The organism is Pseudomonas sp. NFR16, from assembly GCF_900108875.1.
Lineage (GTDB): Bacteria > Pseudomonadota > Gammaproteobacteria > Pseudomonadales > Pseudomonadaceae > Aquipseudomonas.
In genome coordinates, this window is record NZ_FNYJ01000006.1 from 92,818 (window position 1) to 113,162 (window position 20,345).

General features: G+C 54.3%; 13 protein-coding genes. 1 reads left to right on the top strand and 12 read right to left on the bottom strand.

What is annotated here, in order from left to right:
* Positions 1 to 188 precede the first annotated feature (188 nt).
* Positions 189 to 413 carry a hypothetical protein gene (locus tag BMZ10_RS21605; RefSeq protein WP_093466930.1) on the top strand — a complete coding sequence of 75 codons (225 nt, stop codon included), beginning with the start codon at positions 189 to 191 and terminating at the stop codon, positions 411 to 413.
* A gap of 312 nt (positions 414 to 725) precedes the next feature.
* Here the strand turns inward: BMZ10_RS21605 and BMZ10_RS21610 are convergent, their stop codons facing one another.
* From BMZ10_RS21610 to BMZ10_RS21670, 12 genes are all read right to left on the bottom strand, one after another.
* Positions 726 to 1,406, bottom strand: a complete 681-nt coding sequence (locus tag BMZ10_RS21610; RefSeq protein ID WP_093466933.1) for a hypothetical protein — start codon at positions 1,404 to 1,406, stop codon at positions 726 to 728.
* Positions 1,407 to 1,418: 12 nt separating this feature from the next.
* The gene (locus tag BMZ10_RS21615; protein ID WP_093466936.1) at positions 1,419 to 4,814 is read right to left on the bottom strand and encodes a hypothetical protein; all 3,396 of its coding nucleotides are present in this window, start codon (positions 4,812 to 4,814) and stop codon (positions 1,419 to 1,421) included.
* The gene (locus BMZ10_RS21620) at positions 4,811 to 5,389 is read right to left on the bottom strand and encodes a site-specific integrase (protein WP_093466939.1); all 579 of its coding nucleotides are present in this window, start codon (positions 5,387 to 5,389) and stop codon (positions 4,811 to 4,813) included. The genes BMZ10_RS21615 and BMZ10_RS21620 overlap by 4 nt, the downstream gene beginning before the upstream one ends.
* 1,351 nt (positions 5,390 to 6,740) lie before the next feature.
* Positions 6,741 to 7,610: a hypothetical protein gene (locus BMZ10_RS21630; RefSeq protein WP_093466945.1), complete on the bottom strand. Its 870-nt coding sequence runs from the start codon at positions 7,608 to 7,610 to the stop codon at positions 6,741 to 6,743.
* The gene (locus BMZ10_RS21635) at positions 7,610 to 8,266 is read right to left on the bottom strand and encodes a hypothetical protein (protein ID WP_093466948.1); all 657 of its coding nucleotides are present in this window, start codon (positions 8,264 to 8,266) and stop codon (positions 7,610 to 7,612) included. The genes BMZ10_RS21630 and BMZ10_RS21635 overlap by 1 nt, the downstream gene beginning before the upstream one ends.
* A 361-nt stretch (positions 8,267 to 8,627) precedes the next feature.
* A complete protein-coding gene (locus BMZ10_RS21640; protein WP_256214553.1) occupies positions 8,628 to 10,016 on the bottom strand; it encodes a DUF6035 family protein in 1,389 nt (462 codons plus the stop codon).
* Positions 10,017 to 10,052: 36 nt separating this feature from the next.
* On the bottom strand, positions 10,053 to 11,912 hold the full coding sequence (locus BMZ10_RS21645; protein ID WP_093466951.1) for a DUF3732 domain-containing protein: 1,860 nt from the start codon (positions 11,910 to 11,912) through the stop codon (positions 10,053 to 10,055).
* A complete protein-coding gene (locus BMZ10_RS21650) occupies positions 11,909 to 12,388 on the bottom strand; it encodes a three component ABC system middle component (protein WP_093466954.1) in 480 nt (159 codons plus the stop codon). The genes BMZ10_RS21645 and BMZ10_RS21650 overlap by 4 nt, the downstream gene beginning before the upstream one ends.
* A complete protein-coding gene (locus tag BMZ10_RS21655; RefSeq protein ID WP_093466957.1) occupies positions 12,385 to 13,599 on the bottom strand; it encodes a hypothetical protein in 1,215 nt (404 codons plus the stop codon). The genes BMZ10_RS21650 and BMZ10_RS21655 overlap by 4 nt, the downstream gene beginning before the upstream one ends.
* A 495-nt stretch (positions 13,600 to 14,094) precedes the next feature.
* A complete protein-coding gene (locus BMZ10_RS21660) occupies positions 14,095 to 14,991 on the bottom strand; it encodes a bacteriophage abortive infection AbiH family protein (protein WP_093466960.1) in 897 nt (298 codons plus the stop codon).
* A gap of 265 nt (positions 14,992 to 15,256) precedes the next feature.
* A complete protein-coding gene (locus tag BMZ10_RS21665) occupies positions 15,257 to 17,632 on the bottom strand; it encodes a type I restriction enzyme HsdR N-terminal domain-containing protein (RefSeq protein WP_093466963.1) in 2,376 nt (791 codons plus the stop codon).
* A gap of 698 nt (positions 17,633 to 18,330) precedes the next feature.
* On the bottom strand, positions 18,331 to 20,169 hold the full coding sequence (locus BMZ10_RS21670) for an NAD(P)/FAD-dependent oxidoreductase (protein WP_093466966.1): 1,839 nt from the start codon (positions 20,167 to 20,169) through the stop codon (positions 18,331 to 18,333).
* Positions 20,170 to 20,345 lie beyond the last annotated feature (176 nt).

Here is a 20,345-nt window from a genome sequence, read left to right on the forward strand (position 1 = left end):
CGCATTGTTGCGCAGCCAAAAACGCGGATGGCGCTGTAGTTTGTAAGCAAATACGAGTGCGTGAGGATGGAAGCCCTCCGGGCCAGGGTGTCTGCAGGCGGCTTGGTTCACGACAGCCGCGCTCAAAGAGCCCCCGTTCCTAAGTAAGCTGCCGTTCAATGTACCGATCGTTGAGATGAGCAGGCGGCTTGGATCAGAATTTTTCTCCCAACCAAACCGCAAGGGGGCCGCTTATAGAAGTGATTGAATGCACCCGCCAGGACGTGGACATCACCGCCAAGCTTTTCAACTTCTACCGCATGTTCTACGAGCTGCCCGACGATCTGGATAAATCGAGAGACTACCACCGCTTTAACGTTCAGCAGGAGCGTTCCAGGATCTTCTTGGAGGTGAACGACGACAAGGATGCATGAGCGTTCGCCCAGCTTTATTCCACGACCTGCTCGTCAGTCAAATCTCAAGGGAGGGTCGCCGAGCAGAATAGGCCAACAACTACAGCAGGCGCGATGTCCGTGGCGCGAAAGCTCCGATTTCGCACCTTGGTACAAGTGCGTTAGACATGGCAACCGGTAGGTGCTGAGTTCTGAAATCCTGTCTGCTTCGCGCTCACCCTCTCCCGGAGAGGGTGGTCAGAAACTGACTGGCAGTCGTATCCATGAGGGTGGATCAAGGGGCTGGTCGAGCAGCCAGGCGCAATTTCCTCCTGGCTGGTATATGCCGACACTCTAAGCGTCGTCGGTTCTAGGCAGCTGACTCAGGAATTTCCGCCCATCCTCGATTTCATGTAACGCTTCTTTATCCGCGATCAAACCATAGGAGCTCCAAAGCCCAGGAATGTCTTTCGCCGGAACGTCAAATATCTTAGCCACTCCTTTGAACTGTTCGCGCATTGTGCTGTAGACCGCGAGTGTGGTGTTTAGATACAGACTTAGCTTTCTGATGGTCTCTTGGGCGTTTGCATCCACCAACGCATTCGACTGGTCTCCCGTTTTGATGCTGCTTAGCCTGTCTTTCAACAAGTTGAGCTGAGCGTTGAGACTTGAGATCTTCAGCAATGCCTCTTCTGAAACCATTTCGGGTTGCTCAAGCGCCTCACGGCTCTGATCAAAAGTCGCGTCGACCATGCGTCTATAGTCATCATTACGGAGCAGCGTGATGTAGCTGAATTTGCGCACTCGTTTGTTGTAAAAAGGCGTAGTGGGATCCCCGGCCTTGGCCTCGCGCACATCTGAGATGACAGCTGCCAAGGCTTTGCAATAGTCAGTAACGTTGCCGTACTTTTGAGCATCGACGTACCGCAAAGCCTGTTGGAGCATCTTCTCAATCTGAGCAGACCGGGCAGCTACATACTCATCGAACCTAGAGGGCTTCTTTGAGGGTTTGCCCTCACGATTATTCTTCTTCATGCGTAAGTCCTGTTACGCCACCATGTGCGTGAGTTGAAGCATAGAGTCAGCGCCTGAGACCAGTCGTTTGATTGTGCTGACATCGCCGGAGCTGGCAGCAAATACGTCGAATTCGCTGATAGCCCCTGACTTGACCATGCTGCTGATCTGAGCTGCCAATCTGGTTGCGATTGCTTTCGCGCTGTCAGGATCCACCCCGAGAATTTTGGCAATGTCGCCTTCCTTCAATAGTAGGATGTGGCGCAGCTGAGCCAGTCTCATGCTCAGGTCTTCGGAGGATGTGTCCGGGAAGTTTTGGAAGTCAATCAATCGCTTTAGCACGCGTGCCTCCTCCGGCAGGGACATATGCTCGTAGTGTTGTTGAACACCCTCGCGGTCTTTGACAATCAGCTCATCGTCGAGGCCGTGCTCATGCATGTAAATGAGCTGGTTCTCGATAGCTTCCAGAAGACAAGCTTCGCGGGCGAATCGGTCGTTCTCGGCCTCAAGCTGATCGAGTTCCGTACTGATGCGCGCCGAGGGCTTGCGTGTCAGATACTGCTGAATCAGAGTCAGCGTGCTCGCCATCAACTCCCGGTACTTGTCCTTCTTGGCGGAGATCGCGGGAAGGTGGATGACGCCCCTGATTGCAAAGTGACACGCGGAGCAGCAATTGGGCTCGCCGAACAGGTCAAGCACCTCTTTTGGGCAGATGTTGCTGAAGGGACAAATGTGAGTGGTGTTGAACGCCAGTTCGCTCACTTCCTTGGCGATGATCCGATCAAGGCCAGTGTCAGACTCACGTTTGACGCTCGATAGGCTCATCAGTCTGTGCTTGGCAATAGCGCCTGCCGGGTCAGCGGCAATGTCCTTCTGAAGCGTTTGATTTAGCCTGGCGATTGTTGCTGCCAAGTCAGGGAAGTCGCCTGCGCTGAGTTTGTCGTGATTGCTCATGAGTGACATGCAAAGCATCTGTTGATGCGTCATGCCAAGGTCGGTCTCATCGAAAATGGAGTAATAGGACACCAGCGCCTCAGACTGACCAGTGAGCCATTGGCCCACGATCGACGGAGGCAGGAACTTGATGGCCTCTGAGACGAATCCCGCACGTAGGCCATGCGGTGTGTAGTCAGAAGTCAGCGTACTGGCCGTGATCGACGACAAGCTCTCTACAGTGTGGTTCGTGATGTATTGGCGCTCCTCCGTCGAGTCTGCAGAGGGTTTGCACCACACGATGTCAGGGCAGCTCACGTCGCCCTGTACGGCTTTGATGAAGTACTGCAGGCAGAGCAGCAGGAGTCGGAAAGGGTCATAGTTCATCCAGTTCTTCGGGGTAGTCGCGAGTCTGAACAACGGACGGAGCCGACCAAATTTGGAGCCTTCGTTAGTGTTGTACCAGATCTGCTCTTGGAAGCTGGGGCAAGTGCACCGGCGGTACCAAGCGTTTTGCCTGTCCAGAATTTGAATGACGCGGTCTGAAACGATGGATGTCCATTCTCCATGAGCTTTGTCGGTACTCACCAATAGCGGCGCTAGAGGCCTCTTCATCTGGCGCTCCACGTAGTTCGCATAGCGGTCAAGATCAAGCCACACCAAGTGTTGCTGACGGATGCCCGTCTCGCACATCAAAAGCGTGGAGCGAACATCATTCATGACGACGCGTGGCTGCACTTCACCGTTGATGTGTCTGTCGGAGATGCGATAGAAACGAGGAATATAGGAGAAGGGCCGAGGTTTGCCTTGAAAATAAAAGATAGGGGTGTAGTTCAAAGCGTTGAGGTCAACGCTCGCGCAGCTCAATTGGCCTGTACCCCAAAGTCCCGCCCATTCGGAGCTGTGGACAAGTTCGCTAAGATTTGGCCACTTGAGCTCTCCGGCGACAACACCTGGTTCGATGCCGTCCGCCATGGCATTGAGATGCATCGTCAGGTACTCAAGCGAGTACATCATGCTGAGGAACGTCGAGAAATACATTCGAGGAATGGGCTTTTTCACCGTCCCCCACTTTTTGGACTGCGCCGGGTAGCAGTCGGGTGAGAAACTATTTCTGACTTTATCAGCGTTCGGGATTACAGCAGATTGGCCAATGATGTAGTCGAAGAAATCTTCGATGGGATAAATTTTGGCATAATGGGTTTCCGGAGTGTTCTTATCGATATCCACGATGATGTTGATCATCTTCAAAAGTGTTTCTGGAAGCTCCTTCTCATAATTGCCGACCTCCTTTAATAGATCGGCATCTGCTGTGATGTAGATGGCGCAGGTGAAATCGTTGAATGTAGTTGGATATGCATCCAGGTTCCCATCACGATCCATAAAGAACTGATAGAGGTAGGGGCCGCAGTAGGCGATCATCTGGTACAGGCATGACTTGTGGTTCTTCTGGTTTTCAAGCCGTTTGGACTTGAGAAATGCCCGGTAGGTCGCGTTGATCAGCCTGCAAAACTGGACGACCTTTTCGGGAAGCATCTCCAGGCCTGGCGGCAACTCATCCAGGCCGTCCATCCGAAAGGCCCGGTTTAGAGCGTTAGCATCGGAGAATAGAGCTGCAAATGTTGGGATGCCATGCTCCGTACCTTCAAAGTAAGAACGAGTTTTCTCGACAAGCTGGGCGTGGTATCGGCTGACCTGATTCTGCTTGCCCACCTCCTGCCCTTGCTTGCGTGCTTCGCGTAATTTATCGCGACTCTCGGCGAGAATGCGATCGACATGCTCCCGCATCCAGGGGTTGTTCGATGCATCAGCGAAGAATACCGAGAAGTCATCCGTATAGAATCGTGCGAGCTCGGACTTGTGCCCGAAGCTACGCTCTTTCAGATCGCGAGCAAGCTCCGCAGTAAAGCTTTCAGGATTGTGCAGGTTGGATGCAACCAGCAGCCGCAGCCACCCGGTCGACCTCAGCTGGCGGTTCTTATCGCTCATGGTGCCGTCGAAAACGAGTGACGACTTGGGATTGAGCGCTCTGATCTTAAACAGCATCGGGCAGCTTTCCTTATGCTCCTGAATCAACTCATCCAGCAATCCGTCGCTGTTGATAGGGTTGTTCCAACCTAGAGGGAGAACGACTTTTTTCTCGATCCAGAGGCGCAGAAAAGTCATTTTCAGAATGGAGGTCAGCGGGGCGATCGAAGAGGCGACCATCGAGGCTGGCATATCTGGAATGGCCGTTTTGATGATCTCTTCGCGCTCTCGGGTTCCCGAAAAGCAGCAGATGAGCAACTGCTCGACCTGGGCACGTTTGATTGCAAAGAAAGGACGTGGGCCCAAGTCGTTCAGAGCCAACAACGCCTTCAGCGTTCGTCCACCGTCCGGGTTGTTGTAAAGCTTCCAGTAACGATGGCGCACATCGATCATTGCCAAGTCGAAAGTTGGGCCAATTTCTTTGCTTTTGATCAGCCAGATAAGTTTTTCGTGCGAAGGATTGATCATGCTGCCTCCAAGGCCAGTTGCCGTAGTTGTTTGATTTCATGTTGGTGATAAGCAATTCGCGCTTGAAGGACTGTTTTGGGCCCTCCGCTCAGCCGTGCAAAGTTTGCAGCGGCCATCGACGCATATAGAAGATGAGCATCTTGGCGCGCATAGCGCTTAGTCGTTTTTACCCGTGCATGCCCCATGAACTGTTTGACCCTATCGAGTTCCAGTCCATATTTACGGCTACTGTGAGGGTTTGGATTGGGGCAGTGATTGAGTAGGTAATACCCATACATGTGCCGTAAGGAGTGAAACCCGTACGAGCGACCAGTAAGCTTCTTGGCGGCTTTACTGATGCGCTCATACAATCCTTGGTAACCGTTATGCATCGGCTCGCCGTCCTTCAGGCTTCGCACCAGAAAGTCATGTCTTACAGGTGCCATGAGAGGCTGCTTTCGCATTTCTGCCTTATATTGTTCCAGGGCCACCCAGAACATCGAGGCGAAGGGTTCAATCAAGAACGTTTCCGAATGGGCTCTTCCCTTATGAGGTAAACCGTCAATTTCTGTCGCTGTCATGTACTTGATGAGCACGTTGCGCCTGGTGTTGCACGGGACTCGTTCAAACGTTTAGCGACTTGACTCAATGTGGCGTCTCCATATGGCTTTCATTGGATTTAGCAACAACGCCTCATCCGCCGCAAGCCAAAACGCCTCTTCAAAATCCCGCGATAATTTTATGGTCATGCAGGAGTGCAGTTGTCGTCGAGGCCGGCTTGCGCGCCTTTCATGGCGAAGCCTGTTCCGCGGAGTCAATCAGGATAATGTGTTTGCGAAGGGCAAGCCGGGCGCGCCGCCGCGATGGCCCACACCTGAGACGTGAGGATAGGATTGTGGAGCAGGGCGTTGGAGTGGGCCGGTTGCTATCCTATCGGGATGCCACATGATGCGCATCGGAGCAGATCCGGGCCGGCTCAATTACATGGCTCGGGATCCACAAATCAGGGCGATGCAATGCCTGCAGCTGGCAGTCTCAGCCTGCGCTGTAACGCAGCGCTTCATAGCCGTTTATAATGGGGGGGAACACTGATTGGATCCATTGTGATGTCCTGAGTATTAGGTCATATTGGGTAGGCCAATCCGTCGTTATCAGAGGTTTAGCTATGCCGAACGTTTACGTTGAGCAACAGCCTCCTGGCCGTCCCGAGGGTAGCCCGATCACCGGCTACCACTTGAAATTGGCTGGCGGCACAAAGGCTGTCGACACGACATTCACTACCCAAGCCGAGGCGATTACCAAGGCAAAAGCACTAGGGCACAAGCCTAATGTTGCGCGTGTCAGAAACACCAGCATCGGTAATCCTGATCACTGGCGCAGCGCAGACTGATCAATCAGTGACGAACGTGCAGTGACTCAGCGCGGTCTGCTTGACCTGATGGAAAAGATGACCTGCTGAGAGTCGACCGTCTCACACACTCAGATCACCGTTGCTGGTGGCTCCTAGCGTGGGTATCACGCTGAGATCGAGGAAATGTTTGGTTTCCAGAGGATGGGCGTGTTAGCATTGTCTTACGCATCGTTAAGGTGCGATTCGAACTTAAGGCCCCGTGCTTGCTACTTTGTACTCTCTTGAAGGGTACCGGGAACGCAACTTGCGAATGCTCTACTCGGACAACATTGCTCGGGTAAGCTTGGGTAGCTAGGTTAGATGGGTTGGCTCGTTCCGGAGCGTCCCAGCCTTTGGCCTACTAGCCATAAGACACGTGATAGAAGCCTCTGCTTCTTGGGTTTGCAATGTTATTCCTTTCGAAGGAAAACCAACGGCCAGTTTATCTGGCCGTTGTCGTTCCTGTCATCTGGCCAGCGTCGTCGCCAAGCGCTGTGTTACCAAGCGCAAGTCAAGGCAGCCAAGCTTGGCCAAGCCTGCTGCCCTTTATCATTTAGCTAGCGACGAACATGGTCGTTTGGCGAGATGTTGAGGTGAGGATTGCCCTCCTGTTTCGCTTGGGGACTGTGGCAGCCGTAGAATTGTCCCTTCAGTTTTCTGTCCCCTCTCGTACAGTCGTAATGAAACAACCGATCATACGGAGCTCCTAGACGCCAACGACCTGCGAGTAGACACTGCCGTTCGTGCTCAGCGCTGTCGCGAGCAAATCCATGGCGGTCATTACCTGGAGGATGAAACTCAACTCCTCGCTTATCTACATAACAGCTCTTGGTCTTACCAGGTAGTCGCACCCCAGGATGCGCCTTGGCAAACGTTGCACGATGCTGCGTCAGCGCCGTCTGGATACAGAAGCCATCACCGATCGCTCGGTGGAGGTTCTTCAGCGTCGGTACGTAGGTATCGGAATCGAAATTTTTTGGCGGCAGCAACCACGGGGTGGTGGCGGCTCGCGATTGCAGCTCATCCTTCAGGATTGGAAGAGCGGCACGTGCAGTCGCGACTTGGCGTGCCAGCGTTGCGACCAGTGATTTTGCAGCTTTCACCACCGATCCACCATTTTCGTTGTCCCATTTCCAGCAGACAGGAATCATTAGCGTATGAGGGAAGAAGGACTCAACGAAAAAGTCAGTGCTTTCATCATCCTTCACAAGATAGAAAATCGCCAGAGAGACGGCTTGGTGGACGTCTTTGTTCGCATACTGGCGGAAGTGCTCGGCGAAGAAGTCTACGTTTCGCTGACGGTAGGATGCACCTGATGGCATGGCATCAATGAAAAACCTTGCCTTCCGTGCAAACTCAGCGTTTCTGGCTTCAACAGCTTCCCGCAACTCCTTTGGAATGCCAGCAAACCCGAATACGTAATCCATTACTTCCTCATCAGTTTTGCCACAATATCCAAAGGAATTGAAACGCGCGCCAGCTCATCGTCCGTGAGGCACTCAACAATTTTCGAGAGCAGCGAGTCAACTAGCGGGCCTCTTGGATTGCGGACATAGCCAATTTCGATCTGGTATGCGTTTGCGAAACGTTCGATGAAGGAGCGAAGTATTACGGGGTTGGCAGCCTGCTCTGGTGTGGGAAGAAAAGTCCCTTCCAGGGCGATCCCACCCAGAGGGGGCGTCTGGCCAGCGGCAACATCCACATACGATAACGTCGGCTGCGTTAACACGTACCGCGTGCGCTCGTGTTTGATAGGTCGCAGAAAGGCGGCTTGCAGCGCTCTGTTTACGTCACTCAGCGGAAACTCAGGTGGCCGCATCGTGGTAGACAGGGCTGGGTCGGCTGGCGATTGACCTTTTGGCACAACCCCAAACACCAATCGGTCAGTATTCGATTGTACGATGTCGAGTTCGTCGCTCAGGTGGTCAGTGATGAACTTTGTAAGTTTGACGCCGTTGAGTTCATCACGAATTTTTATACCCTGCGCACTGGCGAGATGACCGATGGCGGCAAGCAGCAGCGCCTGGCCCGTCTTGCCATAGTGGGCATGGGTTGATTCTAGGATGAAGTTTCGAAAATCCATTGAAAGACGTATTCCTATAGCGAAGCATGATGAGGGGGTAGCGGGATGGCGATGGATCTACTTATGAGTCTGTACTGCCTTGGCCGTATGTTCTGATCGGTATCCCGATCCGTACCGAGGGCTACCTGACAGGAACTGGATCCAAAAGTAGCGTAATGCCATCCCTCGTGTCTAGACGCAGAGATGCGAGGTTCAGCCGAATTCAGAGCCATCAACGTTCGAGGTTGTGTAGATTAGCCCTAGCCTTGCGCCGTAGCGCCCATATAGCATCCCTGTCCGTACGGAGCCTCGATCTCGGGTGACGATGGCTGAGTGGGCGTGCTGGGTAAATATTATGGGCATCGGCTGACGACTCCACCGATCACCAGCGTCGGTTTTCCTTTAGGCGGTCTTTGATCTCCGGCACAAGGAATGCCAAGACGGTGTTGTACTGAACATCTTGCTGAAATGCAGGGGCGTGCCCTTTCAGCGCGCTTCGAATGAGTGCTCGACGTTTCTGCCAAGTCTTGTTCGTATCCTGTGCGAGTAGCATCTCATGTTGATTAAAGGCATCCAGCGTCCATCCGAAGGGGAGCAGGTAAGCCTTGTAATGATCGTAGGCATGGTTCGCTACATTTAGCAGGCGTGGCCAACGGTATCCCACCGGCTCACCGTACCGCGCGCTGAGGACGATAGACACCACCCCATGGAAATGCCCATCGTCGAATGATTGAGGTAGTTCCAGGTGGGGTAGGACATCGTTGATGCGAGCCCTTAGCGGTATCCAAGCCTGTTCGGCATCTTTCTCATACTGAGGAGAAAGAGTCCTCCAGAAATCGTGGAATTGCTGCCTGAGCGCGGCTTCGCCGATGCTCGTCTCCAAGGCCTTGCGATGCGTCAGATAGTCGTAAAAGTAGACCAGTTGCCTATCCGTATCGACCGTCAGTTGGTCAAGGGTAATTTCCTGCGTGATCCACTCATTCACGATGATCCGCCCGTTGATATGAGGGACGGCGTACCAGCAAACCATGACCATGCGTTCCGCTTCCAATGAGCGAGCAAGCGTGTGGTCATTCACGATGAAAACATTGAGGTTGTTCAGATAGAAGATGTCTTCCTCGGCGGTACGCGTCTCATGAGGGTTGAACCCTTGAAACACCCAAATGATCGCGCCTCCATTGAGCCGATAGAACTCTCGCCGGCCGACGATCTCTGTGAGAAAAGTGGTCGATAGCTGCACTTCGAACGCAAATCGTTGTGTTGCGCGATACACCTGCACATCGGGCTTACGCCAGGTTGCCCGCTCTGCCACTGGCATCCCTCGCCAGACCTTTTCCACTTCAGGCTCAGAGCAGTGCACATCAGCGTAGAGGCTGTCCCGGATGATTCGTTTCAGGGTCTGGTGCGCGACGCTTTCCTTCGCCGCGTTGTACTTCATCCGGTTGATCTGATCTGCGCTGAAAGCTCCTCGGGTAGAGATGGGGCAGTCTCGTACACCTTCCTCTGAAGTGTGATGCCTGAAATGAAAAAGTCGCTGCTGAGTCAGCACAAGCATCACAGCGCCGCCACAAAGCCTGCAGGTCATCCAAGGTTGGTCGGGATCGCGCGCATAACGTCCTGCCAACTCGTTTCTATCCTGGATGACCTCAACCAGATCTCGGGTTAGAAACGCCTGTACATCCACCTGCGCCCCGATATCGAGATCCATGATGTCGGTCAGCAGCATCTGGTCGGTAGGGGCTGCTGACTGATAGGTGTAAATCTTGGACATGAGTTGCGTGGCCTCCGTGCCTACGAGCTACGTCAATCAACGCCTTTCGGCAGCCTGCCAATGCGACGGGATCAAGGCATTCTGGCCTCTGAATTCAGGCAGCACATTCACATTGGGCACATTCTCGAAAAGCCTTATCGGAACGTGCTCCAGAACGATCATCTGAAATTCCGCGGAATAGTTTTTTCGCATGCGGTTGACGAAGCTGCCCAGCAGCTGGAACGCCTGGCTGACTTTCGCCTGATCCGAATACTTCAGGGTGACCTCATCCATGATTTGTTCTTCACCGTAGTAGGGTCGGCTAGGTTGATCGATGAACAGGAACGCCGGAACGAATTTTCCTCCTTTATCGATGGCTACCTCATGCAGCGCCAGAAACATGAACAAGTGGAGGAACATGTGGTTCGAACTGCTGCCTACGTTTTCGATGAAGGACGACTTCGGCCTTCTGAGCTGCAGCTTTTTCGACTCATAGTTAAACGAAGGCAGGAAGTTCGCGTAATTGTCCATGGCACCAGCTGCTTCGCTTAGAAGCTGCAATGCCACGTCGTTGATCTGTCCAACGGTGCCATTGCGAACAGTGGCGACATCGACCACCGCCATCCCTTCGAGCTGCTTGGAAAGCCTTTCGATCTCGCCATCATAATCTTCGGGGCTGTCGGTTGAGACGGTGCTGTAGGTCTCAAGCTTAGTCTCGATACGAGTAACAAACTTGACCAGCTGGATCGTGTCTTCAAAGGACTTCTGCGCCTTAGGCAATGACTCAATGAGCTTCAATTGTTCCTCTTTCTGCTCAGTTAGCTCGGTCATCATTGCCGTGACTTGGGTGTCGACAGGTTGCTGGGTAGATGTCGCGGCCTTCAGTGCTTTCAGGTCGACGTTCAAGCTGTCGATGAGGTCGTCAAAGAGATCTGTTTTGAGGAGCTGGGACGTCTGATCCAGCAGCGTGTCCAATGGCTTGAGGCTGTCGCGCGTGATGTTGAGCGCAATCTTGTATTGCTTGTGCTCGTCAGAGAACTCGCGAAGTCTGCGCATGCGCCGGTTGATTTCAAACAGCTTGGAGCGAGCGGTGGAGAGGCGCTTGGCATCCTCGCCAGTTGCTTCGGGGGTCGGCACCCCTTTGACGACGTCTCGCAAGAACTCAATGGTGACTTCTTTAGGCACCTCCTCAATCAGGCCAAATTCCGCCGCGCTCGCGGCCAGTTGGCGCGCCTCCTTTTCGAATAAATGCCGCCCGCCGCTGATGACACGCTTCTTCTTTTCCAGGCGCTCAATCGCGCGATTAAGGTCATCACGGCGCTCTCGCTGCTCGATGTTTTCCAAGCTGTCGATCCCCAACCCCAAATCCAGTACCCGAGGAAGAGCAACGCGATACCTGTCCTCCTGCTGGTGGTCAAAGTAGGCTGTCGTGTTCGTGATGATGTCGTCAGAAATGGTGTTGTAGAGCAGGAAATATCGAAACGAAACCTGAGTGCCGTAGCGAACCCCACGCCCGCCATACAATATGACGCTGCTGTCCAGGCTGAACTCGCTCTGAAGGATCGCCTTGATGTCTTCGCTGTTGGCGTTGGCCTGCGGCAGAGCAGGTAGTTCGCCAATGCTGGAGAAGTACAATTCATCGGATACTGTCTGTGCGTGGGGGCTGCGCCTGGCGATGACCAGCTCTTTGGCATTGACATAGAATTTGATGCCATACCACGCCACAGTATCGTTGATCACGGCATGCGGAATGTTGTGAGTGCTGGACAACAAGCAGTAGTCGATGATGTGGAGCAGCGAGGTCTTGCCTCGGTTGCTGCTGCCCGACAACACGTTGATACGACCACGTTCAAAGTTTACGTCTCGGGTTTCGCCGCTGTGCGACCAAAGGCGGATGGTGTCGATGCCGAATTTCACAACTCTACCCTTAGGTTTAGATATAGATCATCTTCCGACGTCTGCAGCAGGTGCGCGATTTCCGATGAGGCTTTTGCGATCAAAGCGGCGCGCTTGCCGAATTCCTTGCTGACCACGAAAGGCGTGGTTTCGGTCAAGACGGTGTCGAAATTCAGGTAGCCCAACTGGTGCAAAAGCTGAATCGCGTTGACTGAATGGGCGAGGCTGCTGTGGAAGCGTCGATCAAAGTTGGCGACGAAGTCGGGGCGGATAGCCAACAAGGAAGCAACCTCTCTGGATCGGGTGCGTTCACTCGCCAAGAATTTTGTCATTTCACTGTGCATCACGATCGGCATGATCAGCAGTGCTTTCGCCAAGCTGAGCGAGCGGGTGTGGCGGAGCACTGACCCTATAGCCACTGCGGCTATCCCAGCGTTGTTGTACCCGCTCCAAGCACGAAAGGTCAGAGGCGAGAGTTTTGGATCATCAAGGCTCATAGGGTCTCCCAGTCTCGATGCCAGCCAATGACGTCATCCTCTGAGAGAATGTACAGCTCGCCATTGGATTGTTCAGTGCTGAGCTGGTCATCCCCCAGTTGGTAAGTCTCATCCCGCATGGCGTCCACGATTCGCTGGGCTTCTTCGTTGATGTCGTCCTCGGTGCACTTCCTGAACGCCTTTCGATGCCTGTTACGCCAGCGAAGTGTCACGTCCCTGTGCAGGTCGTCGACCTCGTCTGATACCACCTCTCCGCCATGCACCCAGACCTCAAGGTTTCGGGCCATCCGGACTTTGTAGGTGGACATCTGGGTGATCAACTCGACATCCGTGGGGCTGATATCTTCGATGGCTACAAGCTGCTGAATGAATCGTTGGCCTAGTAAATCTTTCGGGAGCGGCGGATCCGACCTCAAAAAGCTGAGGGATTTACGAGCGGATTCCGAGATGATTCTTCTGTAACGGTCTCTGAAGTCGGTGAAGCTGATGCTGGTCAGTTCGCCGGCGATGATCGCGATGTAGTTGTCGTCCCGGATAACTGAGCAAAGCCGCTCGTAAACGCTGTTGACATCCTCCGGGGGGACAAACTTGTCTTCCAGGGCGTCCTTGATCTTCTGGATGATTTCCGTTTCTTCGAGCTGAAAAAATACCCTCTTGAAGTATTCCCTGAGGACTGTTGTGTCCAAAGTGAGAACGAAATCAATATAGGTCTTAATCTTCTCATCCTGTGTCGACTGCGCCAGCTCCTGCGTATGCTCGCGCAACGCATCGAACGCCTGTGGGGAAGGGTATTGCCTGTAGGCAGTCACCAAGCCCAAGAAGATGTTGAGCTTGCTTTGGCTTTTGTTGGAGACCAGATGAAACTCAGTCTTCTTGACAAAATTGATCTGGTCGTCGGTACCTTTCCGGCCCGCCTTGGGGTCAGAAATGACCCGTGCCCAGTTGTAGAGCGTCTTCCACAGATCTGAATCCAGTTCCGCGAGGGTGATAGGCGCACCGTCAGCTTTGGTCTGAATCGTGTGTTTGACCTGAAACAGCAGCTGAACGTCGTTGTCTAGCTCGCTGTGGACGTCATCTCTGATCTCCAGGCCAATAGACTGACCTTTCTTCATGTTCAGAAGACGGTATATGAAATAGTAGAATTGATAATCGAACGCTGCCCCGGTGCCGGGTGCAGTCGACTCTTCCATGAATGTTTTTTCTTTAGCCATACGACATACCTGTGACCGCAAGAATACTGCTGCTTGTCACAGCTGTGATGGGATCCAATGGTGAGCTATGAGGCCACAGGTGCAGGCGAGGTGCAACTATTTTGCTATCATACTCGTTGGTACTGTTTTTATATCCAGTTTCTTGGGGCGATAACGGCTCAGCTATTAAGTCGCTTGCTGCCAGATAAACTTGTCCGGGAGGTACGACAGTTAGATGGCCCCCCCTGAGCGATCTCATTAGCCAAGAACGGATAAGTATTTCTAAAGAAGCCTGCGTACTAACGCCAGTACAAACAATGTGCACCACATTCCACTGAATTTGACGCTGACCACTGTGAGGTGGAGACAGGGTCACAGTGCCCGAGACTGGTGAACAATCATCGTCACGCTCGATTACGCATGCCGGTGATAACCATACTCGTTGAGTCCGCTGAGAGGTGTTCACTCGCCAGGAGTGTCATCATATAGGGGGCGACCAGCGCCCCCCCTTCCATGTCACATCTGCGACCAGAGCTTGAAGTCTATGGATTCCCGGGGCACACCAAACTCCGTCAGGCATGCCGCTCTATCCGGATCCTCCGCGTGAGATCTAACGGCAACCGTCCAAGTGGGCACGGCTTGCAAGGCTTCCACGAGCGCCAAAAAGTAAGCCTCGTCTACTGTGGACAGTGAATGCCCGAGCACAACTACCTTCGTGACCGATCTCAGTGCCGAAAAAAACTCAGCCTGTTGTTTGATGATCTTCGCACTCGGCTTGAACGTGTCTTCGAAATAGTCATCCAGTATGCCCATCGCCTCCATAAAGCGTGTGTCAGCATCCTCATCCAACCTGCCTTGCAGTGAGGGGCGAGCATCAGCCGCCCACGCGTGACCAAGGATGAGCTCAGAGCTCTCATCCTTGCCCTCACCATGGATATGCAGAATGTTTTCTGGGGCAACACTGTAGATCTTCGAGAGTGTGCTGGTGTAGTTGAACGTCAAGAAGGTTGCGTCTGTTTCGAGATTGCTCAGAGGGTTCGCGACTTCGCTGCGCTCGGGAATCGCGATCGATCTAATCCATTCTGCAAAATGCTGTTGCAACGACCCCGAAAGCCCAGCCGCTACCCGTTTGACCTCATACTGAAAATCGTGATGCCCGGAATCGCTCCAGTTCTCTGCTGAATAGGAGACTAAAAAGTTCCCCAGGTCAGATACGATGTTCTCGGTGTCCAAATCGGCAAGGGCTAGCTCAAGCTCTGCCCAGTCCTCGTCGATCGCGATATACGTGTCTACCCAGTCGAACACCTCCGTATCAACCGTCTTCAGGTACGCCTTGAAGTTTTTATACTGGGTGGGCAGGCCATGATGCAGGTCGAAGCCATTGCCGATGATGTAGAGGGTCTGACTGGGCATGCTGATTCCTAGGGAATTGGATTGTGGCCAGGGTTTTTGCGCTTTCCACTGCTGTGACTCGGCGCAAGTGTGTATGGATAACACTCGCCTGCCCTGGCGCGCCAGTCTGATCGATGGCAGGAGTCATCTGAATGCTCCTCCGCCACCGTGGTGCAGTAGGCGATATGAATAAAATAGGCCTTCACAATTATTTGAATATGCCGCCCCCCCTTTAAGCCCCCAGAAGATAGGGGCTTTCGCGATCGCTCGTGCTTGTGCGATATCGCTATTGTGCGAAGTGCCCGTCATTGTTAGGAAAAAAAACCTTCATCTCTGGGATGATGTAGTTTGCCAGCAGGCTTTTTGCCCAGCCGGAACGGGGTTCGGTCATGTTCGCAATCTCACTGAGCGCTATGTGGATTCGGGCTACTACGGCAGCGCTTTTTTTTGTCAATGCCCACTTGATCCATTCAACAGACTCCTCCAAGTCGCGCTGAAGAAAAATCAGGATCGACTGGGTAATAGGCTCAACAATTCCCACACGGTGGCAGACTATGGAGCTTCCATCGGGTAGTTCATGTGTAAGGAGCTGTGGGCCCGTATTGAATGACGGGAGCAGGGGCATTTTTGAAGAGGAGACTTGAAGGAGTATGGCTGACTCCAGGCGAGTCCCGTTGCCGTGCTCATCCCAGATTTCAGTTTGAGCGCTACACAGATGGGAAAGGATTAACCAAGCAGTATGGTCAGCATATGTTGTACCGATCGGCTCGTCGAAAGAGACCCGGCGCGGCCTGCCGTCACTCAGGATGTCTATTTGAGTGTCACTGATCACCCGAAATTTCACGTATCCAATTTCAGGTAGGTGCCCCGAAACGACTGTTCCCGGGGAAAGGGATGTTTTTCTCGGCTTCGTTTGCATGAGTTCAAGCAGGATGCCTGCTTGAAGCCCGTGTTCTGAGGTCGCTGCCTCCGCCAGTGCCTGTGCTGAGATGACATCGCCTAGTGGCAATCGTGAGGCTGTGCCAGTTAACCATTCAGCAGCACTCGCGTGATCATTGATCGCCTGGCTGAGGATCTCGGACTTCAGGAGCTTCGCAAGCTCACTTGCCAGCAGCGCGGGTTGCCGTACGTAACAGATATCCGTGCCGGAGGCTTCGTGGCTTGCTTGTTTCAGATAACCTGACTCAGAAAGCGTTTCCAACTCCTGTGTAGTGAGATGGTTCAGCAAGGTAGTGCGGCGAATAGCAAAAGTCGCTATGCATTCGGTGACAAGCGCAGGGTGACGAGTACGGTCTTTGGTTTCGTCTAGCATGGCCTGCGCTAGTTTGCCGAAGCTGCGTTTAAGGTCGATATCGTCAAAGCGGCTACGTGCAAATTCAATGAGATGGATGCTCAGCAAAGGAAGAGGTGCAAGAACAGTGTTGGTGGGCTGCCCTGCAAAGCTCGATAGCGAATCAGCGGCTACGTGCCTAAGTACCCAAGGATATCGATACTCACGTGAAAGCTTGGCTCCGCGCATGAAAATCAGGCGATTTTCACTAAACGTGCGCGCGGCTTCGCTGAACTCTTCATCGTTCAGAAGAGTGACGTACACCCGTGCAGCCCGGCGCCCAATCGGTGAAGGGCTACGGCCATTGGTAATGACAATCCTGCTTGCCACCGAGGTATCGAGCGCCACTACGAGTTTTAGGCGTTCTCCAAACTTGGTCGCTGAGAGATCTTCGATCTCTTTGCGTAGCTCCCTGTCATCGTTGTTGAGGCCGTCGATCGCCAAGACAAGTTCTGGGCCGTCACTCTCAGAGACCTTCTTCAACCATGAGCGCGCTTCTCTGGGGGTGATCGGCCAATCCAGATGGTCTTCGAGTACGTCCGAGACGCTTTGAAGAATGCTAGCTCCCGAGCTGGTCTCTAGATAAAGAATCGCCCGGGTGTTGTTTTTCGCATTCAGCTCGCACAGTTCACGCAGAACGTTGCTCTTGCCCACCAAGGATGAACCTTCAACCAGGATCAATCTGCGTTGCGACAACAGCTGAATGACCTCAGACGTAGCTTTTCTCGGTATCATAAAATCTCGGGCAAATGGCTGGCCTATATCTGCAAGATCACCCGTTAGCTCATTCAGGTTAGCGCTAGTCGCCTGGCGGATAGCTTGCATCCAAACCTCTGGATTAGTACCCATGAGATTTTGAACCGCGAGTTTCAGGTCGCCAGTGGCGACTTCAGTGGCGTTGTCCATCAACGCTTTAAAGGCGAGTTCATCTCGATTGGCTGGCGACCACGCCTTCGCGCCGTGGGTTTCGAGATATCGTGTTTCGACCCCATTGCTAACCACCACCAAGGGGGGCATTGGGTTTAGTAATTTCGCATATGACAAACCTTGAAAGCCGTCCGCTGCCTCAAGAGGAATGTCCTTGCGCTTGAGTTCGAGTACGGCAAGCGGTTTTTCATCAAGGTACAAAATGACGTCGGCTCGTGCTCTGGCGGAGTATCTGGGCCGCAAACCATCAAGGCTAATCTCGGCATGACCAAATTTAAAACTGAATTGCGTCTGGTGGCGAATGTTCGCGCGGGGGAGTAGTGGGAAAGCCACGCGGATGGCGGCATGCAATTCCGCCTCAAGGTCAGCTTCAGTTGCGGAGGTGGGAATGTCTTGTGCGGTCATGGGAGGGGGTTCCGTCGCTGGCCATTTTCAAATTGCGGGATTGTTTGACTCAGCTGTTGAACTTTGCAAGCAGAGCGCTCAGACCCATAGCCAATCGATACCTCACAGGTCGAATACAGCAATGGCTCCTCACTGGAGGTCTTGGTTGGATGACGCGGCCCGAACGAGCCTGCAACTGAATTTGGACACAGTGATGGCGGTTTATGCGATAGCCTTGCTGATTGGTTCCCTGCCACGAAGGGAGTAGGGCAGAGAGGAATGATGCTGCGGATTAGGGTAATTTGGTCGTTTGGCAGTCTTTGGAAAGCATGCAGTCAGTTGCACGCTTTGGGATAGATCAAGGGATTGCTAATGTCCCCGGATTTGTTAGTCTTTAGCGACTTTTCGGTACGCGAGAAAACGTTCTCAAAAAGCGATACGGGGGGTACCTAGGATAAGGGTTCGAATCTCTGCGCCTCCGCCATATTCTGTACCGTCAAAGCCCCGTTTTTCGGGGCTTTGTTGTTTCCGGGGATCGGGTTTTCACGTCCCCCGGATCCTGCTGCTTGACCCATGTCGCAGCCCCTCGAATACCCCCTCGACTGACGCAGCGCCCTGAATACTTCATCAAGCCTGCCCAGACCGGGCGCAATTGCACAGGAAGGTCCTGCGCAATCGTCCTCGGTTTTTTAATCGCCGGTCATGTATCGGGTTCAGCGTCAGGCAGTGGCGCCCCCTTCGTCGCCGGGTGCGCGGGGCGGGGCATAGACAGGAGTGGCCAGTCCTTCGAAACGCGCTTTGAGCTGCAACGCCAGGTACAGCGAGTAATGCCGCGACTGATGCAGGTTGCCGCCGTGGAACCACAGGTTCGGCTGCCGCGTCGGCTTCCACATGTTGCGCAGTTCGCCCTCGTACGGACCCGGATCTTTGGTGGTGCCCGAGCCCAGCCCCCAGCAGGGCCCGACGTTATCGGCGACTTCCTGGGAAATCAGCTTCGCTGCCCAGCCGTTCATCGATCCGTAACCGGTGGCGTAGACGATCAGGTCCGCGGGCAGGCGACTGCCGTCGTTGAGCACCACCGTGTCCGCTTCGATGCGCTCGACGCCCAGGCCCGGCGCGCTTTTCAGTTTGATGGTGCCATCGGCGATCAGCGCCGAGGCGCCCACGTCGATGTAATAACCGGAGCCGCGCCGCACGTATTTCATGAACAGGCCCGACTCGTCGTCGCCGAAATCGAGCATGAAACCTGCCTGGCTCAAACCCTCGTAGAAGTCTTTGTCACGCGCCTTGATGAGGTCGAACACCGGCCGATGGAAGTCGGGCATGACTTTGTAAGGGATGGAGGCGAAGAGCATGTCGGCCTTGTCCGTGGTCAGGCCGCTTTCCACGGCGTCCTCCGAGTACAGGCCGCCAAACACCAGGTCCATCAGGCTGTCGGAGCGCACGATGTGCGTGCTGGAGCGCTGCACCATTGTGACCTCGGCGCCGTTTTCGACAAGGTCGGCGCAGATGTCGTGGGCCGAGTTGTTCGCGCCGATCACCACCGCCCGCTTGCCGCGCCAGGCATCGCCGCCCGGATGTCGGCTGGAATGATGCTGCTGACCCTGGAAGTGTTCGGCGCCGGGGTAGGCCGGCACGTTCGGCACGCCGGACATGCCGGTGGCCAGAATCAGCTGGGTCGGGGTCAGCGTCAGCGGCTCGCCGTCACGCTGCACCTGAACGGTCCAGGTGCCCGCTTGCTCGTCGAAGCGCGCACTGACGCATTCGGTGCGCGGCCAGTAGTTGAGCTCCATGACTTTGGCATACATCTCCAGCCAGTCGCCGATCTGGTCCTTTGGCGTGAACACCGGCCAGTGATCGGGGAAGGGCAGGTACGGCATGTGGTCGTACCAGACCGGGTCATGCAGGCACAGCGATTTGTAGCGTCCGCGCCATTGATCACCGGGGCGCTCGGCTTTATCGACAATCAGGGCAGGCACGCCCATGCGTTTGAGCCGCGCCGCCAGGCCGAGGCCGCCCTGACCTCCGCCAACGATCAGGCAGTACGGCTGAACGGTGAGGCCCAGCGAGGCTTCTTCATCGCGACGACGCTCCAGCCAGTTGCGCCTGTCGGCGTGGCCGTGACCATGAATGGCGCCCATCGGTCGCCGGCGGCCGGTGGGCTCTTCGAACCCCTTGAGCTCGCGAAGGGTCGTCAACAGTGTCCAGCACAGGCCGTCCTTCAGACGCACGTAGCCTTTGCCGCGACCAGCGTCTGTCTCAAGGCTGATCCAGCCTTCGAGCACGCCATCGTTCAACGTCGCTTCTCCGTCCAGCTGCCACTGCTCAGGCCGGGTCAGGTCCAGGCGCGCTTCGAGCATGTCCCGGATCGCGGTCTGGCCTTCCAGTGTGACCAGGTTCCAGCTGAACAGCAGCAAATCGCGCCAGTAGCATTCGTCGGCAAAGAGTTCCAGGGCGCCGTCCAGGTCCCGTTGGGCGAGCCGCTGACCCAGATTGTCGACCCAAGCGGCCAGTTCGGTGGTCGGCGTTTGAAGAGGTGTGTCTACCGCAATGTTCATGGGGGCTTCTCCCGATCTTGTTGTTTTTGTACCGGACTGGATAAGAGCAAGCGTCGGGCCACCTTGACCAAACCTGCGTGGCAGAGCGGTTTTCGGAGGTTTGGCCAGTGTTTTGAGAACGGCGGAGTGTCACGCTGGCGATATGACTCGGTGACACAGTGTCACGCGGCGCGCGG

Coding starts and splice junctions, on each gene's coding strand:
- BMZ10_RS21610 (WP_093466933.1), bottom strand. CDS start 1,406: ATGAAGAAGAATAATCGTGAGGGCAAACCCTCAAAGAAGCCCTCTAGG.
- BMZ10_RS21615 (WP_093466936.1), bottom strand. CDS start 4,814: ATGATCAATCCTTCGCACGAAAAACTTATCTGGCTGATCAAAAGCAAA.
- BMZ10_RS21630 (WP_093466945.1), bottom strand. CDS start 7,610: ATGGATTACGTATTCGGGTTTGCTGGCATTCCAAAGGAGTTGCGGGAA.
- BMZ10_RS21635 (WP_093466948.1), bottom strand. CDS start 8,266: ATGGATTTTCGAAACTTCATCCTAGAATCAACCCATGCCCACTATGGC.
- BMZ10_RS21640 (WP_256214553.1), bottom strand. CDS start 10,016: ATGTCCAAGATTTACACCTATCAGTCAGCAGCCCCTACCGACCAGATG.
- BMZ10_RS21650 (WP_093466954.1), bottom strand. CDS start 12,388: ATGAGCCTTGATGATCCAAAACTCTCGCCTCTGACCTTTCGTGCTTGG.
- BMZ10_RS21655 (WP_093466957.1), bottom strand. CDS start 13,599: ATGGCTAAAGAAAAAACATTCATGGAAGAGTCGACTGCACCCGGCACC.
- BMZ10_RS21660 (WP_093466960.1), bottom strand. CDS start 14,991: ATGCCCAGTCAGACCCTCTACATCATCGGCAATGGCTTCGACCTGCAT.
- BMZ10_RS21665 (WP_093466963.1), bottom strand. CDS start 17,632: ATGACCGCACAAGACATTCCCACCTCCGCAACTGAAGCTGACCTTGAG.
- BMZ10_RS21670 (WP_093466966.1), bottom strand. CDS start 20,169: ATGAACATTGCGGTAGACACACCTCTTCAAACGCCGACCACCGAACTG.